Here is a 19460-nt window from a genome sequence, read left to right as displayed (position 1 = left end):
TGTGCATGGACGATGGGAAGCCTAGGTTGATACTATTCTCGTTGAGAATGATTATTAATCACAGGGAGGATCATCATGCTTCATTTAAAAAGAACAGTTTCCGCGAGTCTTATCCTTATCTTAATTCTTGCCGCACTAGCCGCTTGCAGCAGCAATTCTGGTAATAACGAGGGAACCACCCCGTCAGCTTCACCAACCGGGACTGCTAACGAAAGCACAAATAATGAGGAAGCTGCCGCTCCCTCCGATACACGCATCGTCCAAACAGACAAAGGGGACATCACCGTTCCTGCCAATCCGCAGCGGATCGTCTCCGCTTATTATCACGGCACCTTGCTTGCTCTGGGTTTGCAGCCAATCGGCGCGAACAAGGAATGGTGGATGGGCAGTCCTTTTCTTAAGGAGCAGGAGAAAATGATTGAGGATATCGGAGCGCCAACTTCATTGGAGAAAGTGACTACTCTGGAGCCTGATCTCATTTTAATCAATGATTTTGACGTAGAAATATATGACCAGCTTGCCAAAATCGCGCCAACCGTGCATGTTCCTTACACCGCTTATAAAAATCCTAAAGAAGAAGTCAAGCTGTTCGGCGAGCTTCTAGGCAAGCAAGAGGAAGCCGCAAAATGGCTTGCAACCTATGAACAAACAGCTGAAGCTGGCCGGGAGAAAATCAAGGCAGCCGTAGCACCAGGTGAAACAGCGGTTCTCATCAATGTCAGGGAAAAGAAACTTTCTATTCTTGGCGATAACTATGGCCGCGGAGGCTATGCGATATACGATGCTCTTCAGCTTAAAGCGCCAGATATCGTACAGAAAGAGGTCATAGACAGCGGACTGCAAATCAAAGAAATTTCGCTAGAGGTTCTCCCGCAATATGCGGATGCCGACCATATCTTCATCTGCTTCAACACGGGAACCGCGCAGGAGGACATCGATAACATCCTGAATAACCCCGTGTGGAAAAATCTCCCGGCAGTGAAGAACGGAAATCTGCATATTCTGGATTACAACACCTATCTGCACTACGATCCAATCTCCATTGTTGGACAAATTGATTTAATTGCAAATATACTCATCAAATAAAAGAAAAGGGCGATTCCTCCAGGTCTTTGCAGACCTCTTGGAATCGCCCTTTCATGCTGTTGTTTGTTTATTTGCTATGAAGCAAGTTCATAATAATCGTAATCGCATCCGCTCTCGTAGCTGTTGCTTTTGGAGCAAAAACATTACCGGTACGGCCTTGAATGATGCTTTTGTCACTCACAGCCTTAATCGCGCCCATTGCCCATGCAGGAATGTCCTTGTTATCGACGAAGCTTGTCGTTGCATTCGGATCCAAAGTGAGACCCGCACCGCTCGCAATCATCGATACCATTTCCATTCTCAGAATGTTGCTGCTTGGACGGAAAGTGCCATCCGGATAACCGCTAATAATTTCTGCTTTAACCGCACGTGCTACGGCATCCTTCGCCCAATCTGCGATTTTGGCATTATCGGTAAAGGCAAGTGCTGCCCCTTCACCTTCGGCTTTCAATGCGCCCATCAGCATGACAGAGAATTCTGCCCGTGTTACCGTGTTGTTCGGTTTGAACGTGCCGTCTACATAACCTTTCACGATACCCGCAGCTACCGCTTCTTTAATTGCAGCCTCTGCCCAGTGTCCTGAAATATCCGTAAACGAGATTGAATCTTCTTTCTTCTCTACAGCGAATACTGCGAATTTCGTGAAATGATCAGAGGTAACGGTAATTTGGTTTCCGTTAATGGTACCACCCATCTCAACCCATTGTTTCTTCGTTTCATCGTAGTAGAATACGGAAGCCGTTTGGCCTTCCTTAATCAATGTCGTATCGAACTTAAAGGTCAGCGTAGCCGGAACCAAGAAGTTCGCTGAAATCGTTTTGAGAATTTCGAAGATTGGTGACAACAGCTGGCTTGTTGAATCTACGATGCCGCCATTACCTATCAATTTCTCAATGGAAAGCTCCATTTGCTCCTTCGTTGCACCAGCCGGTATGGATACCGTCACACTGTCATCAAGCCCCAATGTGCCGGAATTCCCTGCCCCAATTGTCACTTTTCCAGGAGTTGATACACTTCCTCCCGATCCGCCTGTCGGAGGTGTCGTTGGAGGCGTCGTTGGCGTCTCTTCTGCATCAATCGTAATATCCTGCGTACCTACCGTTTCAAACCAGCTCTTCACTTGATTGAAATCACTGGAGAAAGCGAGCGACAGCATCAGCATAATGCGGGCATGCTGCGCGTTCAGGTTATCGCCGGCAATAATGCCATTGCCGCCGCCCGTAATGGTGCCTGAACCCGTTCTTGTCGTGGAGACAAATGTCACGCCATGGTCTTTAATCGCCGCAGAGCGCGCAGCGCTCATTTGGGACGAAATTCCTGCCGCACCGGTTCCTGCGGTAACGATACCCTTTGCCCCATCTTCTACTGAGGCACGAATGGCTCCGCCGCCAGCCTCCTGATAGCTGTAAACAATTTCAACCTTCGGAAGGCTGTCCTTGGAAATTTTCTTCAAGTTAAAAGGCGTTTTCCAGTCGGCTTGACCCGCTTTCAATGCACGAGCATTCAAGCGGTAAATACGCACTCCCGGATCATCCACGTAACCGAGTGCGCCGAACATTGGCGTTTCGAATGTGTCCATGCGGTGGGCATTTGATTTTGTTACTTCACGCGCTGCTTGAATAACATCATTCAGCATAACGACTGTGCCGTACCATTTCGTCTTGCCGCTGCCTGCAACCTTAATCGCTTGATAAAGGTTAGCTGGGCCATCTGTGCCGATAACGTCCCAAGGTCTCATCGCACCCGTGACCACTACCGGCTTCTCGCTTTGCACCGTCAGATCCAAGAAGTAAGCAATCTCTTCCATCGTATCCGTTCCCGTAGTAACGACAGCACTATCATAAATTTCAAGCGCTGCGTCAACCGCTAGCGATAAGTCATAAAGCTCTTTCATCGAATAGCCGCCTGAGCCTTTGTTGCCGAACTGGAACGTGGACACATCCGCAATTTTATTTTTGCCTGGCAGCTGAGCTACCATGTCAGCCATCAAAAAAGTTCCTGCAGCATAGTTCTGAAAGTTCGTTTTATCATCATTTCTAGCTTTGCCTGCAATCGTACCGCCCGTTGCCACAACAATTACATTTGGCAGCGGTGAGGTCTTATGCTCTTCTGACAAGGCTGGGATATTGAAAGTAGGCAGCTCCGGTGCTGCTACCTCAGCGCGGACTGAGCTGGCATAGCCAGTCAGTATCGTGCTGAGGAGCGCCACAATGAGGAGAGGAATGAAAATTTTCTTTGTTGTATTTGAATGGCTTGTTTGGGTCATAACCGTACTCCTCTCAAAAATTATGGCGTCACCGGTGCTGTTTCAGGTGTTGGTTCTGTCGTAACAGGCTCTGTTATGACATCTGTTGCCGCTGGAACCTCTACTTCAGGAGTCGGCTCAGTAACGACAGGCTCAACAATTGGCTCTTCAACCGATGTGCTCAGTACTGTGTTTTCATCAACCGAAATTTCAACATCTTGCGTACCAAACGTTGTGAACCAGCTTCTAATCTTACTTACATCGTTAGTGAATGCAAGAGATAGCAACAGCATCATACGAGCATGTGCCGCATTCAAGTTGTCTCCGCCAATTACGCTGCCGCTTCCGCTATCATAGATAGAACCAGAGCCTGTTCTAGTTGTCGATACGAATACTACGCCTTTATCTCTGATTGCAGCTGTGCGAGCTGTACTTAGAGCTGACGAAATACCGCCTGCACCTGTACCTGCTGTTACAATTCCTTTAGCTCCGTCTTCAACAAGTCCGCGAATAGCGCCGCCGCCTGCTTCTTGATAGCTATATACAATTTCAACCTTAGGAAGGCTGTCTTTAGAAATGGTTTTAAGATCGAATGGCGAAGCCCAAGCTGCTGTACCCGCTTTAGCTGCTCTTGCAGTAGCACGGTAAATGCGAACAGCTGGATCATCTACATAACCAAGTGCGCCAAACATCGGAGCATCAAATGTATCATTGCGGTGAGCGTTTGTTTTGGTAACTTCGCGAGCCGCATAAATCACGTCGTTAAGCATAACTACTGTACCAAACCATTTTGTTTTCGCGCTGCCTGCTACTTTAATCGCTTGATAAAGGTTGGCAGGACCGTCTGTACCGATAACATCCCATGGTCTCATCGCACCCGTAACAACAACCGGTTTTTCGCTGCGAACCGTAAGATCAAGGAAGTAAGCAATCTCTTCCATTGTATCTGTACCTGTCGTTACAACGGCGCTATCGTAAATTTCAAGCGCTGCATCAACGGCTAGCGACAGATCGTAAAGCTCTTTCATTGTGTATCCGCCTGATCCCTTGTTTCCAAATTGGAAAGTCGAAACATCAGCAATTTTATTTTTACCTGGCAGCTGGGCTACCATATCAGCCATAAGGAAGGTTCCCGCTGCATAGTTTTGAAAATTTGTTTTATCATCATTTCTTGCTTTGCCTGCAATTGTACCGCCAGTTGCAACTACGATAACATTAGGAAGAGCGGAAGTTTTTTGCTCATCTGTCAGAGCAGGAATATTAAAGGTAGGTAATTGTGGCGCTTCCTCAGCGCGAACAAAATCCGTTCTCGCCAGCACTCCAACCATTGCCGCTAGCAGTGAGAGTACTAATAATGGAATAAGAACCTTTTTCGCCATCTCGCTTTTTACCATTTGTGTCATATTAACTTCTCCTCCTGTGTTATATATTTCTCTCTGTCTATTCCATAGTCTATTTTATGTTATATAAGTTAACAAGCTAAAAAATGGCGAATTAAGCGTTAACAAAAGGTTTTATCTCTATAATTCTCTTAACATCACTCTATTACTCTCTTTATTGCAGATTACATATGTTAGTTTACTTTACACAAAATCACTCTAGTTCTAATATATTGTTTTCTACTATGACATCTATTCACAACTATTGCTTTACTCGCAAATTACAGATAACGACAGCTTACATCCCTCCATCAAAATCTAACATGGAAACTAATGTGGAGTCTAATATGGTTGTTCTTCATGTCAACTTTTCGCACAATTCAATCCTTCACTTAATTGCTATTTCAGTCACCTTGTGTCACTTTCCATCCTGCAAGTAAAACGCTCGACTTTGCTTTATTTATGCGGCTGCGCGTCTTTTTTTACATTCAAGCTGAGTTATGCAGCTCCCGTAGTTGACACTCACAATTCCCAATGCTATGGTGGACGTGAAAAGGCATTCCGCTACTTTCGCGGGGTGCCTATCTGTCTATTTGGCAAGGGGGTGTGATCAGCATGATACAGGTAAAAGAGTTTATCGATACGGATACGGTATTTGCAGAAAAAAGGGCAAACGAGTTTCTAGCGGAGCTAAATGACGATCAAGTCATTAATATTTGCTACGGCTCCATGATCAAGACTGCAACATCCGGCAACACTTACCAACGCAGCACGATTCTGGTCGTTTATAAGCAAAACAAAGAATAGCAATAAAGAAAGCGGGTGATCCACCATTAAGCCCCGTCAGGACAATCTGGCACCACCTTCGAAGAAGGGGAATGAGGCAAAGGACATTCGAGGCACTAAAGTAGATAAGTGGGAAGTTTTCTTCCATGTTCTTTCATGTACAGCAACGATCGCTATTATTGCAGCAGCTATCGGATATACTGTTTACTTACTGGTTAAGCAATAAGAACAGCTGCGCATTGCAACCGTTATCACTTATTTAGCACGGAGGTTGATCATGAACCATTTTACTAACGATCGATTGTTTATGTTAAAGAGCGGAATATTCACAAAGCCATAGTCCTCCTCCCCTGTCCCATCAAGAAAAACAAAGAAGCAAGCAGCCTGCCGGGTAACGGCGTTAGCTGCTTGCTTCTTTGCGTTATCTATTAAAGTTGTCCATCATTTTCACGCTACTTAACACCCAGTCTCATGCGATAGCTAAACATAACCTCAAGTATCCGTCCTGCAAAATAACGCTCAACGCTGCTCTTAAAGGCTTGGAGCGTCGAATGTATCTCTGACGATCCCAGCTTAAATACAGCCTGAATGCCACCTTGGCTGAGCGCCAAACCAATATATCGCTCCGCATTGCATGGCTCCATATTGTGGAATACAATCTCTTTGGCAAATCGGAAATGTCCACTCTTCCTTATTTGATCCAGATGTTGTTCCTTATCCCGCTTGCTTGCCCGATTTTTCTCAGGAATTCGCTTAGCGATAATTTCCTCGGTGTGGTTAATCAACTGTTGGTACTCCGCTTCAACGCTCCAATGAAGTGTTGGGGGCCAGTCGCAATCGTAAGCCGCAAATATACCTCCCGGCTGAAGAACCCGGGCAAACTCGCGGAGCGTGCTGACCGGCTCCATCCAATGAAAGGACTGCGAGCATGTAAGAACACTAACGCTCTCTCCGTCCAGAGGCAGCTTGTCCGAATATCCCTTAACAAAGGAGATATGCTCCGCTTCCGTCAACTCAGTCAAACGAGAGAGTGCTTTGCCTCTCATATCATCATTCGGCTCAATGCCGATGATACGCTCGGCATGCTCACGCCATACAAAGGAGGAGAGGCCCGTGCCACAGCCCACATCCGCAACGAGCTCAGGCGAACGGCCCAAATAACTGGTAAGAATCGTTATGACGGCCGTCGGCGCTTTCGGTCGATGCTGATCATAATCATTTTCAAATCCGGAGAAACGATCAATATTATTTTGCGAATGGCTTCCTTGTGTCATTGCACAGCCTCCATCCAAAGGATATTGCTAAGCTTTTTACTGCCCGCTGCCTATAATAATAGCATTGTATTCCGTATCCTGCACAAGCACTAATGAGGCGGCATCTGAGAAATAGTTGGCCTCTATATAAAGGGTGCCTTTCACCAACACGACAGTTTGCTTCGCATTTGCTTTAAGTCCAAGCTTCCAGTCGTTTTTGGTCAATAAAACTTCCTTTGCCGCCGCGTTCCATTTGATTTCCGCTCCCCATGCCTCAAACACCGCACGAGCCGGAAGATAGGTCTTATCCCCGCTTTTGTAAGGCTTCTGCGCAGCTGTGAACTTAACTTGCTTGCCATTTAGCCATACTTGCAGATCTTTGCTCGCTGGCAGAAGCTCCGTGCCCGCAATCAAATCCTCTGTGGTTTGAATAGGTTTAAGCGCCTTCGGATCAACCTCAAGCGTCTTGACGCTGTTATTCAACGTATCGGAAACATATAATTTACCCGCTGTATAAAGCAAAGCGGAGGGCTGATTAAATTGAGATTTCTCCACCGTTCCTACAATATCTCCAGGCGCAGTCTGGCCAGCAATGGAGATAACTCCCCCGTCAGCTTGTACAGCACGAATCCGGTTATTCAAGCTGTCTGCAACAAACAGCACGCCGCTCGCATAAGCAAGGCCGCGCGGTCGGTTGAATTTAGCATCCCCGCTCTTGCCGTTTACATAGCCGCCCGCCATATAACCGGTCAATGCATCTACAGCCGTTGGTTTGCCGGCGATTGTCGTCACCTTGCCATCACGGATGTAACGAATCAAATGATTGCCGCTATCCGCTACATATAATCCGCCCTTCTCGTCGAATACAAGGCCCGCAGGCTCGTTAAACAACGCTTCAGAAGCACTGCCGTCCTTATAGCCGCCAGCCGCATTTGCCGCCCCCGCAAAAACTGACGTCACGCCTTCAGGAGAGATGACGCGAATGACGTTATTCAGCGAATCAGCGACATAAACATTATCCTTCGCATCAACCGCCAGTCCAGCCGGTGCATTAAACTGCGCCTCTCCGAACTTTCCGTCCTTATTTCCCGCTTTGCCGTTACCGGCAGCCGTATACACCCGATCATTTTCGATTCTGCGGACGACATGGTTATCTGTATCGCTGACATAAATAACGCCTTTGCCGTTTACTGCCGAGTAAGAAGGATGGTTAAAGGTTGAATTCGCGGCCGTACCGTCAAAATACCCCTGCTTCGTCAGCGCCGTTACCGGCGTAAGCTTACCATCTTTCCATTCGTTGATTTGATTGCTGCCCGAACCAATGACAACAATGCTGCCATCCGGCGCAGCAGCCAGCCCCCAAGGCTGACTGACCTTCTCAATAGCTTTAACAACCGCTGCTGCATCGACTATATTAGTGGCAGTGGCAGTAGCTTCCGTTGCCGCTGCGTAGGCCGTAACATTAACCGCGACAAGCGCGGTAGCAAGCGCCGTGCTCACTGCTAGTAATCGCATTTTCTTCATGGGAGTGCTCCTTTCGGCTTCTCATATTTTATAGAGGCGGCGGACTAATCAATACATTCAAGTAAATTTCGTCAATTTGTTCGCCGTTTTGCATAATGGGGATGTAGAGCACATACACGCCAGGCCTAACATAAGGCTGATTAAAGTAAGAGCCTAACAGAGTCAGCTCGCGAGTTGCCCCATCGCCTGTCAATCGATAAACTTCATCCTCTAATCTATAAGGAGGCTCAAATCCTTCACAGGACCCAGCGAATCCATAGCAATACATTCTGATTTCTCCGATATCATATCCAAGCGTATGAATCGTGACTTTTTCGTCCGTTTGTCCCAGGCTATCATAAAGGAATTGAACGTAATAAGGTTGCAGAGTAGCCGCACTTCTTAAGTAAAAGTTATGTTCTTCTTTCTGTACATCCATGGTTTCCGGATTTAGCCATGCCCACGGTTCAATTACAACCTTGATATTCGCTCCGTATTCCATAGGATTAGAAAGTACCACGATTAATTGATCGGCGCTCTCAGGGTCCACAGTCACGCTATCAACGCTAACATTTGTGCATGGCTGGTCACCTTCATTTTCGCCACCCTCGACTAGCGGAGGAGACTCTCCAAAGTCGCAAACCTTAACAGCCAAGCCGTCTCCAAGCACAGAACGCGACTTTACAAGCAGCGTAGTAAACGGCAGAACCAATGTTGAAGCATCACTCATATACGCGGATTCGCTCAACGGTTCTGGCGGAGCAGCCCTGCGAACATTTGCGTAGATGTCGATCGTCCCTTCAACGGGATTATCATTTCTATCGACGGGATGAATGCTTATTTTATACAAACCAACATCCAAATCCTCGCTAGCAAAATAAGAACCATATAACGTAACACTCAAAATCGTTTGGTAAGAGGGAGAAACGCTAGTGGAAACACTCATAATATCATTTAAATTATATACATATTCTGGCGGACATTCATCATCAGCAGAACAGATCCTAGTCACCTCAGCATACCGCATATCGTACTGGTAACCGAGAGAACTAAACGCTGCCATCCAATCTACCTGTGAATCAGGGTCCCCATGAATATAATCAAACTGGGTGTAATCCTCCTTGAATTTGAATTCAAAACCCTCATTCCCATCTACATTTACAGTAACCTGATCGACGGCTTGCACAGCGCCAGTATCAGCATTTTTAAGCTGGTTAGCGTAGACGGTGATTCGAATATCAGAGCCATATGCAACAGCTTCTCGCAGTTCAATATACATCCGGTCAGGAAAAGATGAATCGATGGAGATTTTATCTACCATCTCGGTGCGATCAATATAACCCTCGGTTTCAGGCTGAAAAATCTCAAATTTGATGACTTGAGAAGCATCAGCAGGAGTAATATTATTTACGTTGTTGAGGGCAATATTTGTTGTAAAAGGTAATATAAAAGCTTTATCATTTCTCATATAAGTATACAGACTGCCATAAAATGTCGAGACATCCAGCACAGGCGGCGCCAGAGGCAACTCAGTCGGTATAGGCGACGGCTCTATCGTCGGTGTTGCAACCGGTCCTTCCGTAGGCGCGATTGTAGGCGTTGCAACCGGTTCATCCGTAGGCATCACCGGTGGTGTCGCCGTTGGCGCCACAGTCGGCGTCACCGTAGGAGCCGGTGTCGGAGTAGCCGTCGGCGTAATTATGCTGCCGCCACCTCCACCGCCGGTTTGACCCGCTTTATCCTCATATACGATGGTGGAGTCAGCCGTTGACACTGCATTCGCATTAGCGGCTGCAGCAGCTTCTTCTTTTTTCAATTTTTCAATTTGCTGCTTCACCAGAACAATTAACGACTTGTCGGATTTGGCATCCTTCTCTAGCAGTTGCAGGTAATGTTCCAAACCAATAAGTGGAAGGTCGAGATAGTCTAACTTCTCTTTCTTTCCCTCTCCCTTTTGGTCCAACTGCAGCTGTTCATTAGGGTTCACAAGGGTCTCTTCCGCACGCTTGTCACCATGCTTGGTTTTCACAGCGCCTTCAAAGACGCCAACATAGCTTTGCTCATCCTCATATCGGACGGCAAACTGCGTGCCCATCACACCCATAATCGCTGTCGGCGTCTCAATCTCAAAACGAGAGTCGCCATCCAGCTTCTTTTTAATCGAAATGACTACTTTGCCCTTCAACAAGCTAAGGCTCGTCTTGCCGCTAAGCGCTTTAGCGCTTTTGACAAGCTCACTGACAACCAGCGTCGTATCCGTTCCGATGGTCACCTCTTTGTCACTGTCCAGATCCATCGTTATCTTACCATCACTACCCGTCATGATCGTATCGCCCTGCGTAATGGCCATCCCTTTAAAAGCATTAAACTTCTTGGAGCCGCCGCTCTTTTTCACTTCCGCTTTGCCCGCTACGGTCGTCACTTTTCCCGCTTTATCCGTGTCCTTCGCAAACACTGCCGTAGGCAGAACAAGCGCCATGACGAGCAAAGAAATGAACATCAACTTCAATGTCTTCATCGCAATCCCTCCAATTCATAGATCGTAATGCCTTGCTCTTTCCCTTTAACCTTGATCTCCCCAAGCGAACTCGCCTTAATTCGATCCTTAACCGCTTGATACACCGCATCGCTCAAAATAATTTGGCCTGGCTTTGCGTTGCTCTCCAGCCGCGCCGTCGTATTGACCGTATCGCCAATGGCTGTATAATCCATCCTGCTTTTTGACCCAATGTTGCCGAAGACGGCAGGACCCGTATGAATGCCGAGACCAAACTTCACGCCAAAGCCAAAACGTTCAATGAGCTTGCGCTCCAGCGCAGCCGAGCCTTCCTTCATCGCCCAAGCGGCCTGGACGGCTCGCATTGGATGATCCTCAAGCAGCAGCGGCGCGTTAAAAATAGCCATGGCCGCATCGCCAATGAACTTATCTAGCGTTCCATCAAACTTAAAGATGCAATTGGCCGCCAGATCGAGGTACTCATTTAATATTTCAACGATTTCCTCTGGCTCCGCCTTCTCCGAGAGAGGCGTAAAGCCGCGGATATCGACAAACAAAACAGTTAGCTCCCGGCGCGTTCCGCCGAGCTTCAGTCCTTCGTCGCCATTTTTCAAAATCTGGTTAACGACCTCGGGCGCTACGTACCTCCCAAATATATCGGTAACCCTCCGTCGCTCCAGCAGTTCCTCCACATAATGAAAGCCAACAACCACAATACAGCTAATAATGAGCAGTGGCACGGCATATCCGATTGAGACAATGATTCCCTTGCCATACAAGTAGCTGCTTCCCACTACAAAAACCACAATAAGTACCGCAACGGACAAGAAAGAAATCAGCATGTTCCACTTTCGGAACAAATAATAGGCCAGCGCCGCTGCGATAAGCAAAATAAGCGCATTCCATTTCCAATCAAGCTCGCGCTTCAAATGCCGATCCATTAGCGCCTGAATAATGTTCGCATGAATCTCGACCCCGTACATGGGATTCTTCACTTGCAACGGAGTCAAATAGTCATCTTTAAACCCTGTCGCATAAGGTCCAATGAGAACAATGCGGTCTTTAAAATAATCCGCCGGCACATCGCCGTTCAGCACGGCAGAATAAGAAATGGCTTCAAACTGTTCAGGTTTGCCGCTATAAGGGATATGAAACCGCCCAAATGCGTCCAGCGGCAGCATTTCCGAATCAACTGTTTCGCCCGCGCGCTCCATAAACATTTGATAAATGACCCAAGAAAAACTCTCGACTGCCTCCCCTTGATACTGAAAGCTGTAAAGGGAGTTCCGGACAACCCGGTCGCGGTCAGGGATGGTATTAATATGACCGACCGCAGCGACTGCTGCTTTAAGCTCCGGGAATGGTTCCGACATCTCAAGCGCTTCAATCGTACCTTGTTTGGCAGAGGAAGCAAATGTGCCATATACCGGCATGATAACATTGCCCGCTTGCGCTACAGCAGCAATTAATGCTTCATCTGAGGAAGTATCATCCGCCGAAGGCGCAGGGAACGTGACGTCAAAGGCAATGACCGCCGGCTCCCCTTGGGCAAGCGTATCAATAAGCTGCGCATGAACATTACGGTTCCAAGGCCAACTCCCATATTCAGTTACACTCTCGTCATCAATGGCGATAATGGCAATTCGAGTGTCAATATCGCCTTCCTTTTGCATAAACCGGTCTTGGAAGAAATAGTCCATCGTATCCAACGATCCCCTATACATCAGGAACACGGACAGCGCCGTCATTACGGCAATGATATGGATAAGCTTAAGCTTCATAGCAGCCTCCTTTCTTTTTTGTTCCATTTAACTGATTAGATGTAGCCGCTTCCAGCAGGGAACGCAAAGTATTTCTTCATAGCTTTAATGCTCCTTGCTCATATCTTCTAGCACTGGCTTCCGTCCGTTAGAAACGGTTAGCCACTTAGATGTCATTGGATTTTCTTAAAAGCATTGCCTAAGGAAGGAGTTTTTCGCAAATGCTGTTTCAAATGTGAGGGTAAAAGTCTGCTCTGCAAGCTCCTTGCTAATAAGCGTAACTTGGCCGTACTATAGCAGAAAACGGACATGCTGCTTCAGTAATCGTCCAAGCTCGTGGGCAGTTAGATTCACCTATTAATCTACCTCTTATTAGGAAATTAGTTCTTTAGATGTACGAATCTATTATATATGAAAAGCAAATTAAATAGGGGGTTGTCGAAAGTTATCATTTAATATATTTTCACTCCTCACTTTAGAGCTATTTATATTTTTTAAGATCGCTTACAAACTCTTGCCAAATCATTCGGAATTCATTACTATTAAACTAAATAAATCCAATAAGGAAAGTTGGTTTTGCGCATGAAGGAGATCCCAATCCCGTACGTTCGCAGTAATCAGACTGGTATTGTCGTTGTACTCCTTATCGCCATAGGACTTCAATTGCCGTGGCTCATCGCTGCGCTATGGATTATTCAGGTGACAGGACTCATCTTCGGCCCGAAAGCCAATTTGTTTATTCGCGTTGCCCGCCCGTTCCTCACCCGTTACGTAGCTTCAGCCCAAACGGAAGCAGCCGAGCTGCAGCGCTTTAACAACTCACTCGGTGTAGGCTTCCTCACCTTTGCTTTGCTAAGCTTCGCACTTAGCTGGTCTGTAGCTGGTTATGTTTTTGCAGGCATGATGGGCGCTGCTGCCCTGGCTGCCATTCTCGGATATTGCATCGGCTGTACGTTATATTTTCAGTTCAAGCAGTTCCGCGCACGTCAGCGACTGAACAGAGGATCATAAGCACGCTCTGCCTGACCTCCATCTCCAGCTCCCACAAGGATGAATAAGGCTGAACCCTCTATAGAAAAGGGATCAACCTTATTCGTTGCTGAAAATCTATGATCTGCCTCCCCTTCCCTACAGCTTCACAATTGCTCGACCGCTCGATTGCCCTTTTAATAACATTGCCACCCGTTCACTTACCTGATTCAGCGAAATTTCCTCGCACAACTCATCAAGATTCACTGGCTTATACGCACCCGCCAATCTCTCCCATACCCGAATACGATTTTCCATGCTTGCCATAACCGAATCAATGCCAATAAGACGAACTCCTCTAATAATAAAAGGGAAAACTGTCATGGAGAGCTCCGAACCCCCAGTTAAGCCGCTCGCAGCAACAACCCCACCGTACTTCATCTGCGGCAGAAGCATAGACAAGGCTTCACCGCCGACACAGTCGATGGCTCCAGCCCAAAGCTGCTTGTCCAGCGCTCGCTTTGATCCGGTCGCAAGCTCTTCTCGAGAAATTATCCGTTTCACACCAAGCGCTTTCAAGTAATCATGCTTATCGAGCTTCCCTGTACTGGCAACCACTTCATAGCCAAGCTTGGCTGCAATCGCAGCCGCAACACTCCCGACGCCACCGGTCGCTCCCGTTACCAGTATCTCGCCATCCTCGGGGCGAACCCCATTTTGCTGAAGCTCATAAACCGACAGCGCCGCCGTGAAGCCCGCCGTCCCCATAATCATCGCTTCCTTCAAGGAAAGACCACTCGGCAGCCTAACCGCCCACTCCGCTGGTACTCGCGCATATTCGCTATAGCCGCCAAAATGGCTGACGCCAAGCCCATAACCGGTTATTATGACCTCATCGCCAGCCCGGAACCGCTCGTTCTCACTCGAGATAACCGTTCCGGCCAAATCAATGCCGGGCACGAATGGATAGCTCTTTACAACGCCGCCGTTCACCTTGAATGCCAACGCATCTTTATAATTCACGCTCGAATACGCTACCCGAATGAGCAGATCGCCCGCAGGCAAATCACTCCTCTCTAGTAGCCTGGTTTCTGCAATGATTTTATTATCTATTTGATTAAGCACCAGCGCTTTAAACATTGACATCCAAAGACCTCCATGCCTTTACAAAGGCTAAAGTTGAAAAGCAGCATAACGAGCAGAGGTTGCTCCGCGTAAGATTCCATCAGCTTGCGCCCTCTCTATCTACATTACCAGTTCTGCTTTCGGAATGCGACTTGGCCTTTGGGTGCAAAAAAAGAGCCATTCTAAACATCTTGGCTGCCCTAATCATGCAAAAGACGCCCCAGCAGCCTATTCAGCTCCAGGACGCCATTCTTTGTTCAGCTGCACCAACTTCTACAAAAAACTGCGGCAAGTAGGCCTTATTCCGCTCCAGCATTGCCTGCGCGTCATCAAAAACTCCCTCATCTTGTTTGAAGCAAGAGGAGGGAGCTTTCGATTGTGTGTATTTGTTGCTACACAGACAGCCTATTTACAGACAGCCTATTTAAGCTGAATTACATATTTGAAGTGAAAGCGAAGCGAGAAGATTGTTCTGGAGAAATGAAGTGTTCGCCTTTTAAACTTAAATATTTCTTGTTGAAGTTAATTCAAAGGATTTGTTCCCGTTCATAAACAAACTCATCAAAGCAGGAAGCAGCATGCCGCGAACGAGGAAAGTGTCCATCAGGATGCCTACAGCCATCATAAAGCCAAATAGAAACAGCTCCTGAAGCGGCTGGGTCATCAGTACGGCAAAGGTGGCTGCCAGAATAATGCCTGCCGATGAGATAACGCCGCCCGTTGATGCCACCGCACGGCGTATTGCCTCTCGCCAAGGATGACTTGCCGCTTCCTCCTGCACCCGAGAGACGAGCATAATATTGTAGTCCACGCCCAAGGCTACCATAAAGACAAAACCATACATAGGAAGCCGATAGCTGATCGTTTCGTAGCCCAGCAAGCTGTGGAACACCCCCCAGCTTAATCCCAGCGCAGCCGCATAGGATAGGAGGATCGTAGCCATCATGAACATCGCCAGCTTGATGCTGCCGGTTTGCCAAGCAAGCATGATCGCAATCAGCAAGGCTATTAACGCGAATACAACGAGCGTATCCTGTTTGTTCATCTCTCGTACATCCACTTGGGCAGCCGTTTGTCCTGCAAACTGCAAGGAATGGAGCGCAGGATCAAAGCCGCTGTCCTTCAGCCAAGCAGCACTCTCCTTCTTCCATCCTTCAACCGTATCTAAGGCTTCCGAATCGTACGGATTCATTTTCAAAACCAGTTGCAGCTTCACGGAATGCTTATCTTTAGACAATGCCTCAATCGACCATTCCTTCCCCTCCGTCAATTCCGGGCTAACCGAAGCAACCTCGCCTTCCTTCATCATTTGCTCCGTTAAAGCGCTAAGCTTATCCGTAAACGCAGGATCTGCATCAATGTCATTTGCACTGCTCAGTATCATCGTTACAGGAGCGAGCTCGCCGGGCGGATAGTGCTTCTCCAGCAGCTCGAATCCTTGGCGGGAGGCCAGCTTTTCGGGAAAAGAATTCATGAGGTTAAAAGAGAAGCTGATGCCCAAACTATTAACTGCTGCCAGCACCAATAGAGTGAGAAGAATACCAGCCACACGCCTCGGCTTCTCTGTAACAAATGCGCCAATTTTTGTCCATAATCGCTGACGCCCACCACTCGTTTGCGAGAGCTGCGGCTGCCGCTGAAGCTTAGGCACAAACGGCCAAAATGCCTTGCGTCCCAATAGCGCGAACACCGCTGGCACAAGCGTAAGACCCGCCAGCAATATAACGGCCACCGCTGCCGAGAATACCGGCGCGAAGCCACGGTACGGCTGGAACGTTGCCGCAAACAACGCCAGCATGGCAAGCAGCACCGTTCCGCCGCTGAACAGAATTGGCTCAGCAACATGCTTCATCGCCGATGCCATAGCCTGATGTTTGTTGTCCATTCTCAGCAGCTCTTCACGGTAGCGTGAGAATACGAACAAGCAATAATCGGTAATGACCGCGAACAGCAAAATCATCATAATCGATAGGGATTGTTTATCAATGAGGAACAAGCCCGCTTTGCCCGCAAGCCCGATTAGCCGGTCAACTACGGAGTAAACGAGTCCTGCCGCCGCTAAAGGAATAATGGCAAGCAGCGGTGATCGATAAATGGCGACGAGCAGCACGAGAATCAACACGACCGTCGCCAGCATAAGCACGACATCCGCATTTCGGAATAGCGTAAGCGTATCAGCGGATATGGCTGCCGGGCCAGTCAGCTCAAGCCGCACATCGGCTGCGCCGGATTGCTCCCATTTCTCCCTAATCTCATCCATCGCAGTCAGGATCTGATCCGACTCCGCATGCTCATTCACCGTTACAGCTAGAAGCAATGTTGTGTGATCCTCCGACAACAGCTGCTGCTGCGCTGGCATAGGCATCTGATGGAACGGCATCGCTTTATCGATTTCCGCTGGCTTAGAATCCGAGGACAACCATGCGCTGAACGCCGAAATTTCTCTCAGCTGTTCCTCTGTCATTCCTTGCTCGTGGTGGAAGACGAGCAGCGCCGGCAGCCCTTCCACTGCGGGAAACTGCTCCTCCAGCAAGCGCTGCGCCTGCGCCGCTGCGTTATTCCCGCTGGCGCTGCCCTCCCCTGCGCTTACTGCACGCTCCTTTGCTCCGGGAGCTGCTATCGTTAACGCAATCGCGAGCAGTACCCAGCATAACAGGGTTATTTTCGCCCCTCTGGGACTGCTTACATATTGAATCACCTTTTGCAATGGTTTCACGTTCATGTTTGAACCTCCTGTTCTATCCTTCCCCTGCATTATTGAGCAGGAACATGAACGAACGATGAACGGAACATTACAATCTCGGCAGCTGCACCATAACCGACGTGCCCGCTTCCGGGCGGCTCTCTACTTTAATGCTGCCTTGATGCAAAGAAACGAGCTTGTGCACGATGGAGAGGCCGAGCCCGCTTCCCGCCGAAGAAAGATCACGCGTTTTGCTCGACTTATAGAAACGGTCAAAAATAAACGGGAGGTCCGCTTCCGGAATGCCTATGCCCTCATCACGAATTTCAAGCACAATCGTTTGCCCGCCGGTAATGGTTATACGGATGGTTTGGCCCGAATCCGAAAATTTAATGCTGTTGGCCAGGAGATTCAACCACACCTCATGAAGCAGCTGCTGATCCGCATGAATAACCGTATCCGGAAGATCCAGCTCCAATTGCAGCTCTTTCTCCGTCCATTGCCATTCGAGCGTAATTAATATTTCGCGGATTTGCTCATCAAGACGATAGGAGGATTTACGCAGCGGCTTCTGCTCCTTATCCAGCGCCGCCAGCGTCAGAAGCTGCTTGCTTAGGCCGGAGAGCCGCTTGCTTTCCTTCTCAATAATGGTCAAGTAGTTTTCTTTCTGCTCCGCTGTCGTCTCCTTATCCAGAGCAGCCCGCGCCAGGCCCTGCATGGAGGTCAGCGGCGTCTGAAACTCATGGGAGACATTGGCGACAAATTCTTGCCGCATCTGGTCAAGCTGCTTAATCGCTTGCGTCATCACGGAAAAATTACGCGCCAGCTCGCCAATCTCATCCTTTCGGGAGAGCTCTAGCCCCGCATTAAAGTCACCGGCGACCATTTGCTTAGTCGCGCTCGTCAGTTGGTTCACCGGCTTGACGATCAGCCGCGACAGCACGACAATAAGCAGCAGGCTAATGATGAAGGTAAAACCAATTAAGATTGCCGCAATAATTCGAATCTCACCGATCTGCTGCTGGAGATCAGGCCTGATAAACAGCGCTGCCGTACCTTTATCTGTCTGAAGCGGCAGCCCTGCTGTATTCAGCACGCTATTTTTGAAATAAGAGAAAAGCGCCAGCCGCTCCTTCTGCTCCTCCATTCCGAGATAAGCATTTCCATTCAGCACCGACTGAATCTGCTGCTCAGTCAGCTTCCCGTGCTTAAACGGAGAGCCATAAGCTTGTCCTGCCTGATCGGCACCGACCAAATAAATTTGAAAACCTAACGCCGCCACATGCGTTAAATAGCCGCTCAAATCCATTGCCGGATTTTGCTCATACTGCTGTTTAATATTTTGCGCGATGCCAAGCATTTTCTGCTCGTTGCCGGACTGCTGCTTGTCTTGATAATAGAGGCCGGTCAAGAGCAAGCCAACAACGCCGCTAACCAACGCGACCATAACAAACGTGAAGACAATGCGGACATATAAGGACTTCATGCCTCATGCACCTCCAGCTTATAGCCCAATCCCCGAATCGTCGTAATCGTAAAATCATGCTGATAGTCGGCAAAGCGCTCGCGCAGCCTTTTGACATGGACATCAACCGTGCGGCTGTCTCCTTTAAAATCCGCGCTCCAAATCAGTTGAATCAATTGCTCCCGCGTATAAATGCGCCCGGGATGGCTTGCGAGTTGTGACAACAGCTCAAATTCCCGCAGCGGCAGCGTAAGCACGTCATCTCCTGCCTTAATTTCATAACCTCGACGGTCAATGGTAATGCTCCCTAGACGAATAACCTCGGAGGAAACGAGCCGATACCGGCGAAGCAGTGCTTTGATACGGAATAAAAGTTCCTTGGGCTCAAAGGGCTTTACCATATAATCGTCAGTACCTGCATCGAAACCTTTTTCTTTGTCCGCCATCTCCGCTCTCGCCGTCAGCATGATAACCGGAATATCATAATGCCGTCTGATTTCCTCGCAAAGCTCGAAACCATCCTTGCGCGGCATCATAAGGTCGACAACAGCCAAATGAACCTGGTCCTGCTCCAGCAGCCGGGAGGCAGCCTGTCCATCGCCCGCTTCCAGCACCACATACCCTTCCTTCCGCAGCACGAAGCGCAGCAGTTCCCGAATAGCAGGATCATCATCAACAATCAGTACATGCATTCTCATTAACCTGCTCC

The 19460-nt window shown here is 48.3% G+C and carries 13 protein-coding genes; 3 read left to right on the top strand and 10 right to left on the bottom strand.

Translation table 11 applies throughout. From position 1 onward, the window contains the following. Positions 1-75: 75 nt before the first annotated feature. Positions 76-1086, top strand: coding sequence for an ABC transporter substrate-binding protein (locus E0496_RS29765; RefSeq protein WP_141505529.1), 1011 nt, complete (start codon positions 76-78; stop codon positions 1084-1086). Between the two features lie 67 nt (positions 1087-1153). Here the strand turns inward: E0496_RS29765 and E0496_RS29760 are convergent, their stop codons facing one another. Together E0496_RS29760 and E0496_RS29755 are read right to left on the bottom strand one after the other, a co-directional pair. Then, a complete protein-coding gene (locus E0496_RS29760) occupies positions 1154-3352 on the bottom strand; it encodes an asparaginase domain-containing protein (protein ID WP_141505528.1) in 2199 nt (732 codons plus the stop codon). Positions 3353-3372: 20 nt separating this feature from the next. Then, positions 3373-4734, bottom strand: a complete 1362-nt coding sequence (locus E0496_RS29755) for an asparaginase (protein ID WP_141505527.1) — start codon at positions 4732-4734, stop codon at positions 3373-3375. 591 nt (positions 4735-5325) lie between these two features. Between E0496_RS29755 and E0496_RS29750 the strand changes: the two genes are divergently transcribed. Further along, positions 5326-5517, top strand: a complete 192-nt coding sequence (locus tag E0496_RS29750; RefSeq protein ID WP_139991211.1) for a sporulation protein Cse60 — start codon at positions 5326-5328, stop codon at positions 5515-5517. A gap of 431 nt (positions 5518-5948) precedes the next feature. Here E0496_RS29750 and E0496_RS29745 read toward each other — a convergent pair whose 3' ends face one another. From E0496_RS29745 to E0496_RS29730, 4 genes are read right to left on the bottom strand one after another with little or no spacing between them, the layout of a single operon-like run. Continuing rightward, positions 5949-6770, bottom strand: a complete 822-nt coding sequence (locus E0496_RS29745) for a class I SAM-dependent methyltransferase (RefSeq protein ID WP_141505526.1) — start codon at positions 6768-6770, stop codon at positions 5949-5951. A 36-nt stretch (positions 6771-6806) separates the two neighbouring features. Continuing rightward, positions 6807-8273, bottom strand: coding sequence for an NHL domain-containing protein (locus E0496_RS29740; protein ID WP_141505525.1), 1467 nt, complete (start codon positions 8271-8273; stop codon positions 6807-6809). 28 nt (positions 8274-8301) lie between these two features. Continuing rightward, positions 8302-10770, bottom strand: a complete 2469-nt coding sequence (locus E0496_RS29735) for a FecR domain-containing protein (protein WP_141505524.1) — start codon at positions 10768-10770, stop codon at positions 8302-8304. Beyond that, positions 10767-12557 carry a CHASE2 domain-containing protein gene (locus E0496_RS29730; RefSeq protein ID WP_141505523.1) on the bottom strand — a complete coding sequence of 597 codons (1791 nt, stop codon included), beginning with the start codon at positions 12555-12557 and terminating at the stop codon, positions 10767-10769. Before E0496_RS29730 ends, E0496_RS29735 begins: the two co-directional genes overlap by 4 nt. A 534-nt stretch (positions 12558-13091) precedes the next feature. Here E0496_RS29730 and E0496_RS29725 point away from each other — a divergent pair. Next, positions 13092-13520 carry a DUF4395 domain-containing protein gene (locus tag E0496_RS29725; RefSeq protein ID WP_141505522.1) on the top strand — a complete coding sequence of 143 codons (429 nt, stop codon included), beginning with the start codon at positions 13092-13094 and terminating at the stop codon, positions 13518-13520. 117 nt (positions 13521-13637) lie between these two features. On the opposite strand, the gene E0496_RS29720 is transcribed toward E0496_RS29725, so the two are convergent. The 4 genes from E0496_RS29720 to E0496_RS29705 all read right to left on the bottom strand — a co-directional run bounded on the left by E0496_RS29720 (position 13638) and on the right by E0496_RS29705 (position 19449). Continuing rightward, a complete protein-coding gene (locus E0496_RS29720; protein ID WP_141505521.1) occupies positions 13638-14624 on the bottom strand; it encodes an oxidoreductase in 987 nt (328 codons plus the stop codon). 481 nt (positions 14625-15105) lie between these two features. After that, positions 15106-17325 (bottom strand): MMPL family transporter, encoded by a 2220-nt coding sequence (locus tag E0496_RS29715; RefSeq protein ID WP_141505520.1) that lies wholly within the window; start codon positions 17323-17325, stop codon positions 15106-15108. Between the two features lie 70 nt (positions 17326-17395). Then, complete coding sequence (locus E0496_RS29710; protein ID WP_141505519.1) at positions 17396-18772, bottom strand: sensor histidine kinase; 1377 nt, start codon at positions 18770-18772, stop codon at positions 17396-17398. Continuing rightward, entirely contained in the window at positions 18769-19449 is a 681-nt protein-coding gene (locus E0496_RS29705) for a response regulator transcription factor (protein WP_141505518.1), read from the bottom strand. Before E0496_RS29705 ends, E0496_RS29710 begins: the two co-directional genes overlap by 4 nt. Between the last annotated feature and the right edge of the window lie 11 nt (positions 19450-19460).

This window comes from Paenibacillus luteus (assembly GCF_006542765.1).
GTDB lineage: Bacteria > Bacillota > Bacilli > Paenibacillales > Paenibacillaceae > Pristimantibacillus > Pristimantibacillus luteus.
The sequence above is the reverse complement of the archived record's forward strand: the minus strand, read 5'-3'. Positions and strand labels throughout refer to the sequence as shown.

Excerpts from the sequence above, each read along its gene's own strand:
- E0496_RS29765 (WP_141505529.1), top strand. The coding sequence starts at position 76 with ATGCTTCATTTAAAAAGAACAGTTTCCGCGAGTCTTATCCTTATCTTA.
- E0496_RS29735 (WP_141505524.1), bottom strand. The coding sequence starts at position 10,770 with ATGAAGACATTGAAGTTGATGTTCATTTCTTTGCTCGTCATGGCGCTT.
- E0496_RS29740 (WP_141505525.1), bottom strand. The coding sequence starts at position 8,273 with ATGAAGAAAATGCGATTACTAGCAGTGAGCACGGCGCTTGCTACCGCG.
- E0496_RS29720 (WP_141505521.1), bottom strand. The coding sequence starts at position 14,624 with ATGTCAATGTTTAAAGCGCTGGTGCTTAATCAAATAGATAATAAAATC.
- E0496_RS29715 (WP_141505520.1), bottom strand. The coding sequence starts at position 17,325 with ATGAACGTGAAACCATTGCAAAAGGTGATTCAATATGTAAGCAGTCCC.
- E0496_RS29760 (WP_141505528.1), bottom strand. The coding sequence starts at position 3,352 with ATGACCCAAACAAGCCATTCAAATACAACAAAGAAAATTTTCATTCCT.
- E0496_RS29755 (WP_141505527.1), bottom strand. The coding sequence starts at position 4,734 with ATGACACAAATGGTAAAAAGCGAGATGGCGAAAAAGGTTCTTATTCCA.
- E0496_RS29745 (WP_141505526.1), bottom strand. The coding sequence starts at position 6,770 with ATGACACAAGGAAGCCATTCGCAAAATAATATTGATCGTTTCTCCGGA.
- E0496_RS29710 (WP_141505519.1), bottom strand. The coding sequence starts at position 18,772 with ATGAAGTCCTTATATGTCCGCATTGTCTTCACGTTTGTTATGGTCGCG.
- E0496_RS29730 (WP_141505523.1), bottom strand. The coding sequence starts at position 12,557 with ATGGAACAAAAAAGAAAGGAGGCTGCTATGAAGCTTAAGCTTATCCAT.
- E0496_RS29725 (WP_141505522.1), top strand. The coding sequence starts at position 13,092 with ATGAAGGAGATCCCAATCCCGTACGTTCGCAGTAATCAGACTGGTATT.
- E0496_RS29750 (WP_139991211.1), top strand. The coding sequence starts at position 5,326 with ATGATACAGGTAAAAGAGTTTATCGATACGGATACGGTATTTGCAGAA.
- E0496_RS29705 (WP_141505518.1), bottom strand. The coding sequence starts at position 19,449 with ATGAGAATGCATGTACTGATTGTTGATGATGATCCTGCTATTCGGGAA.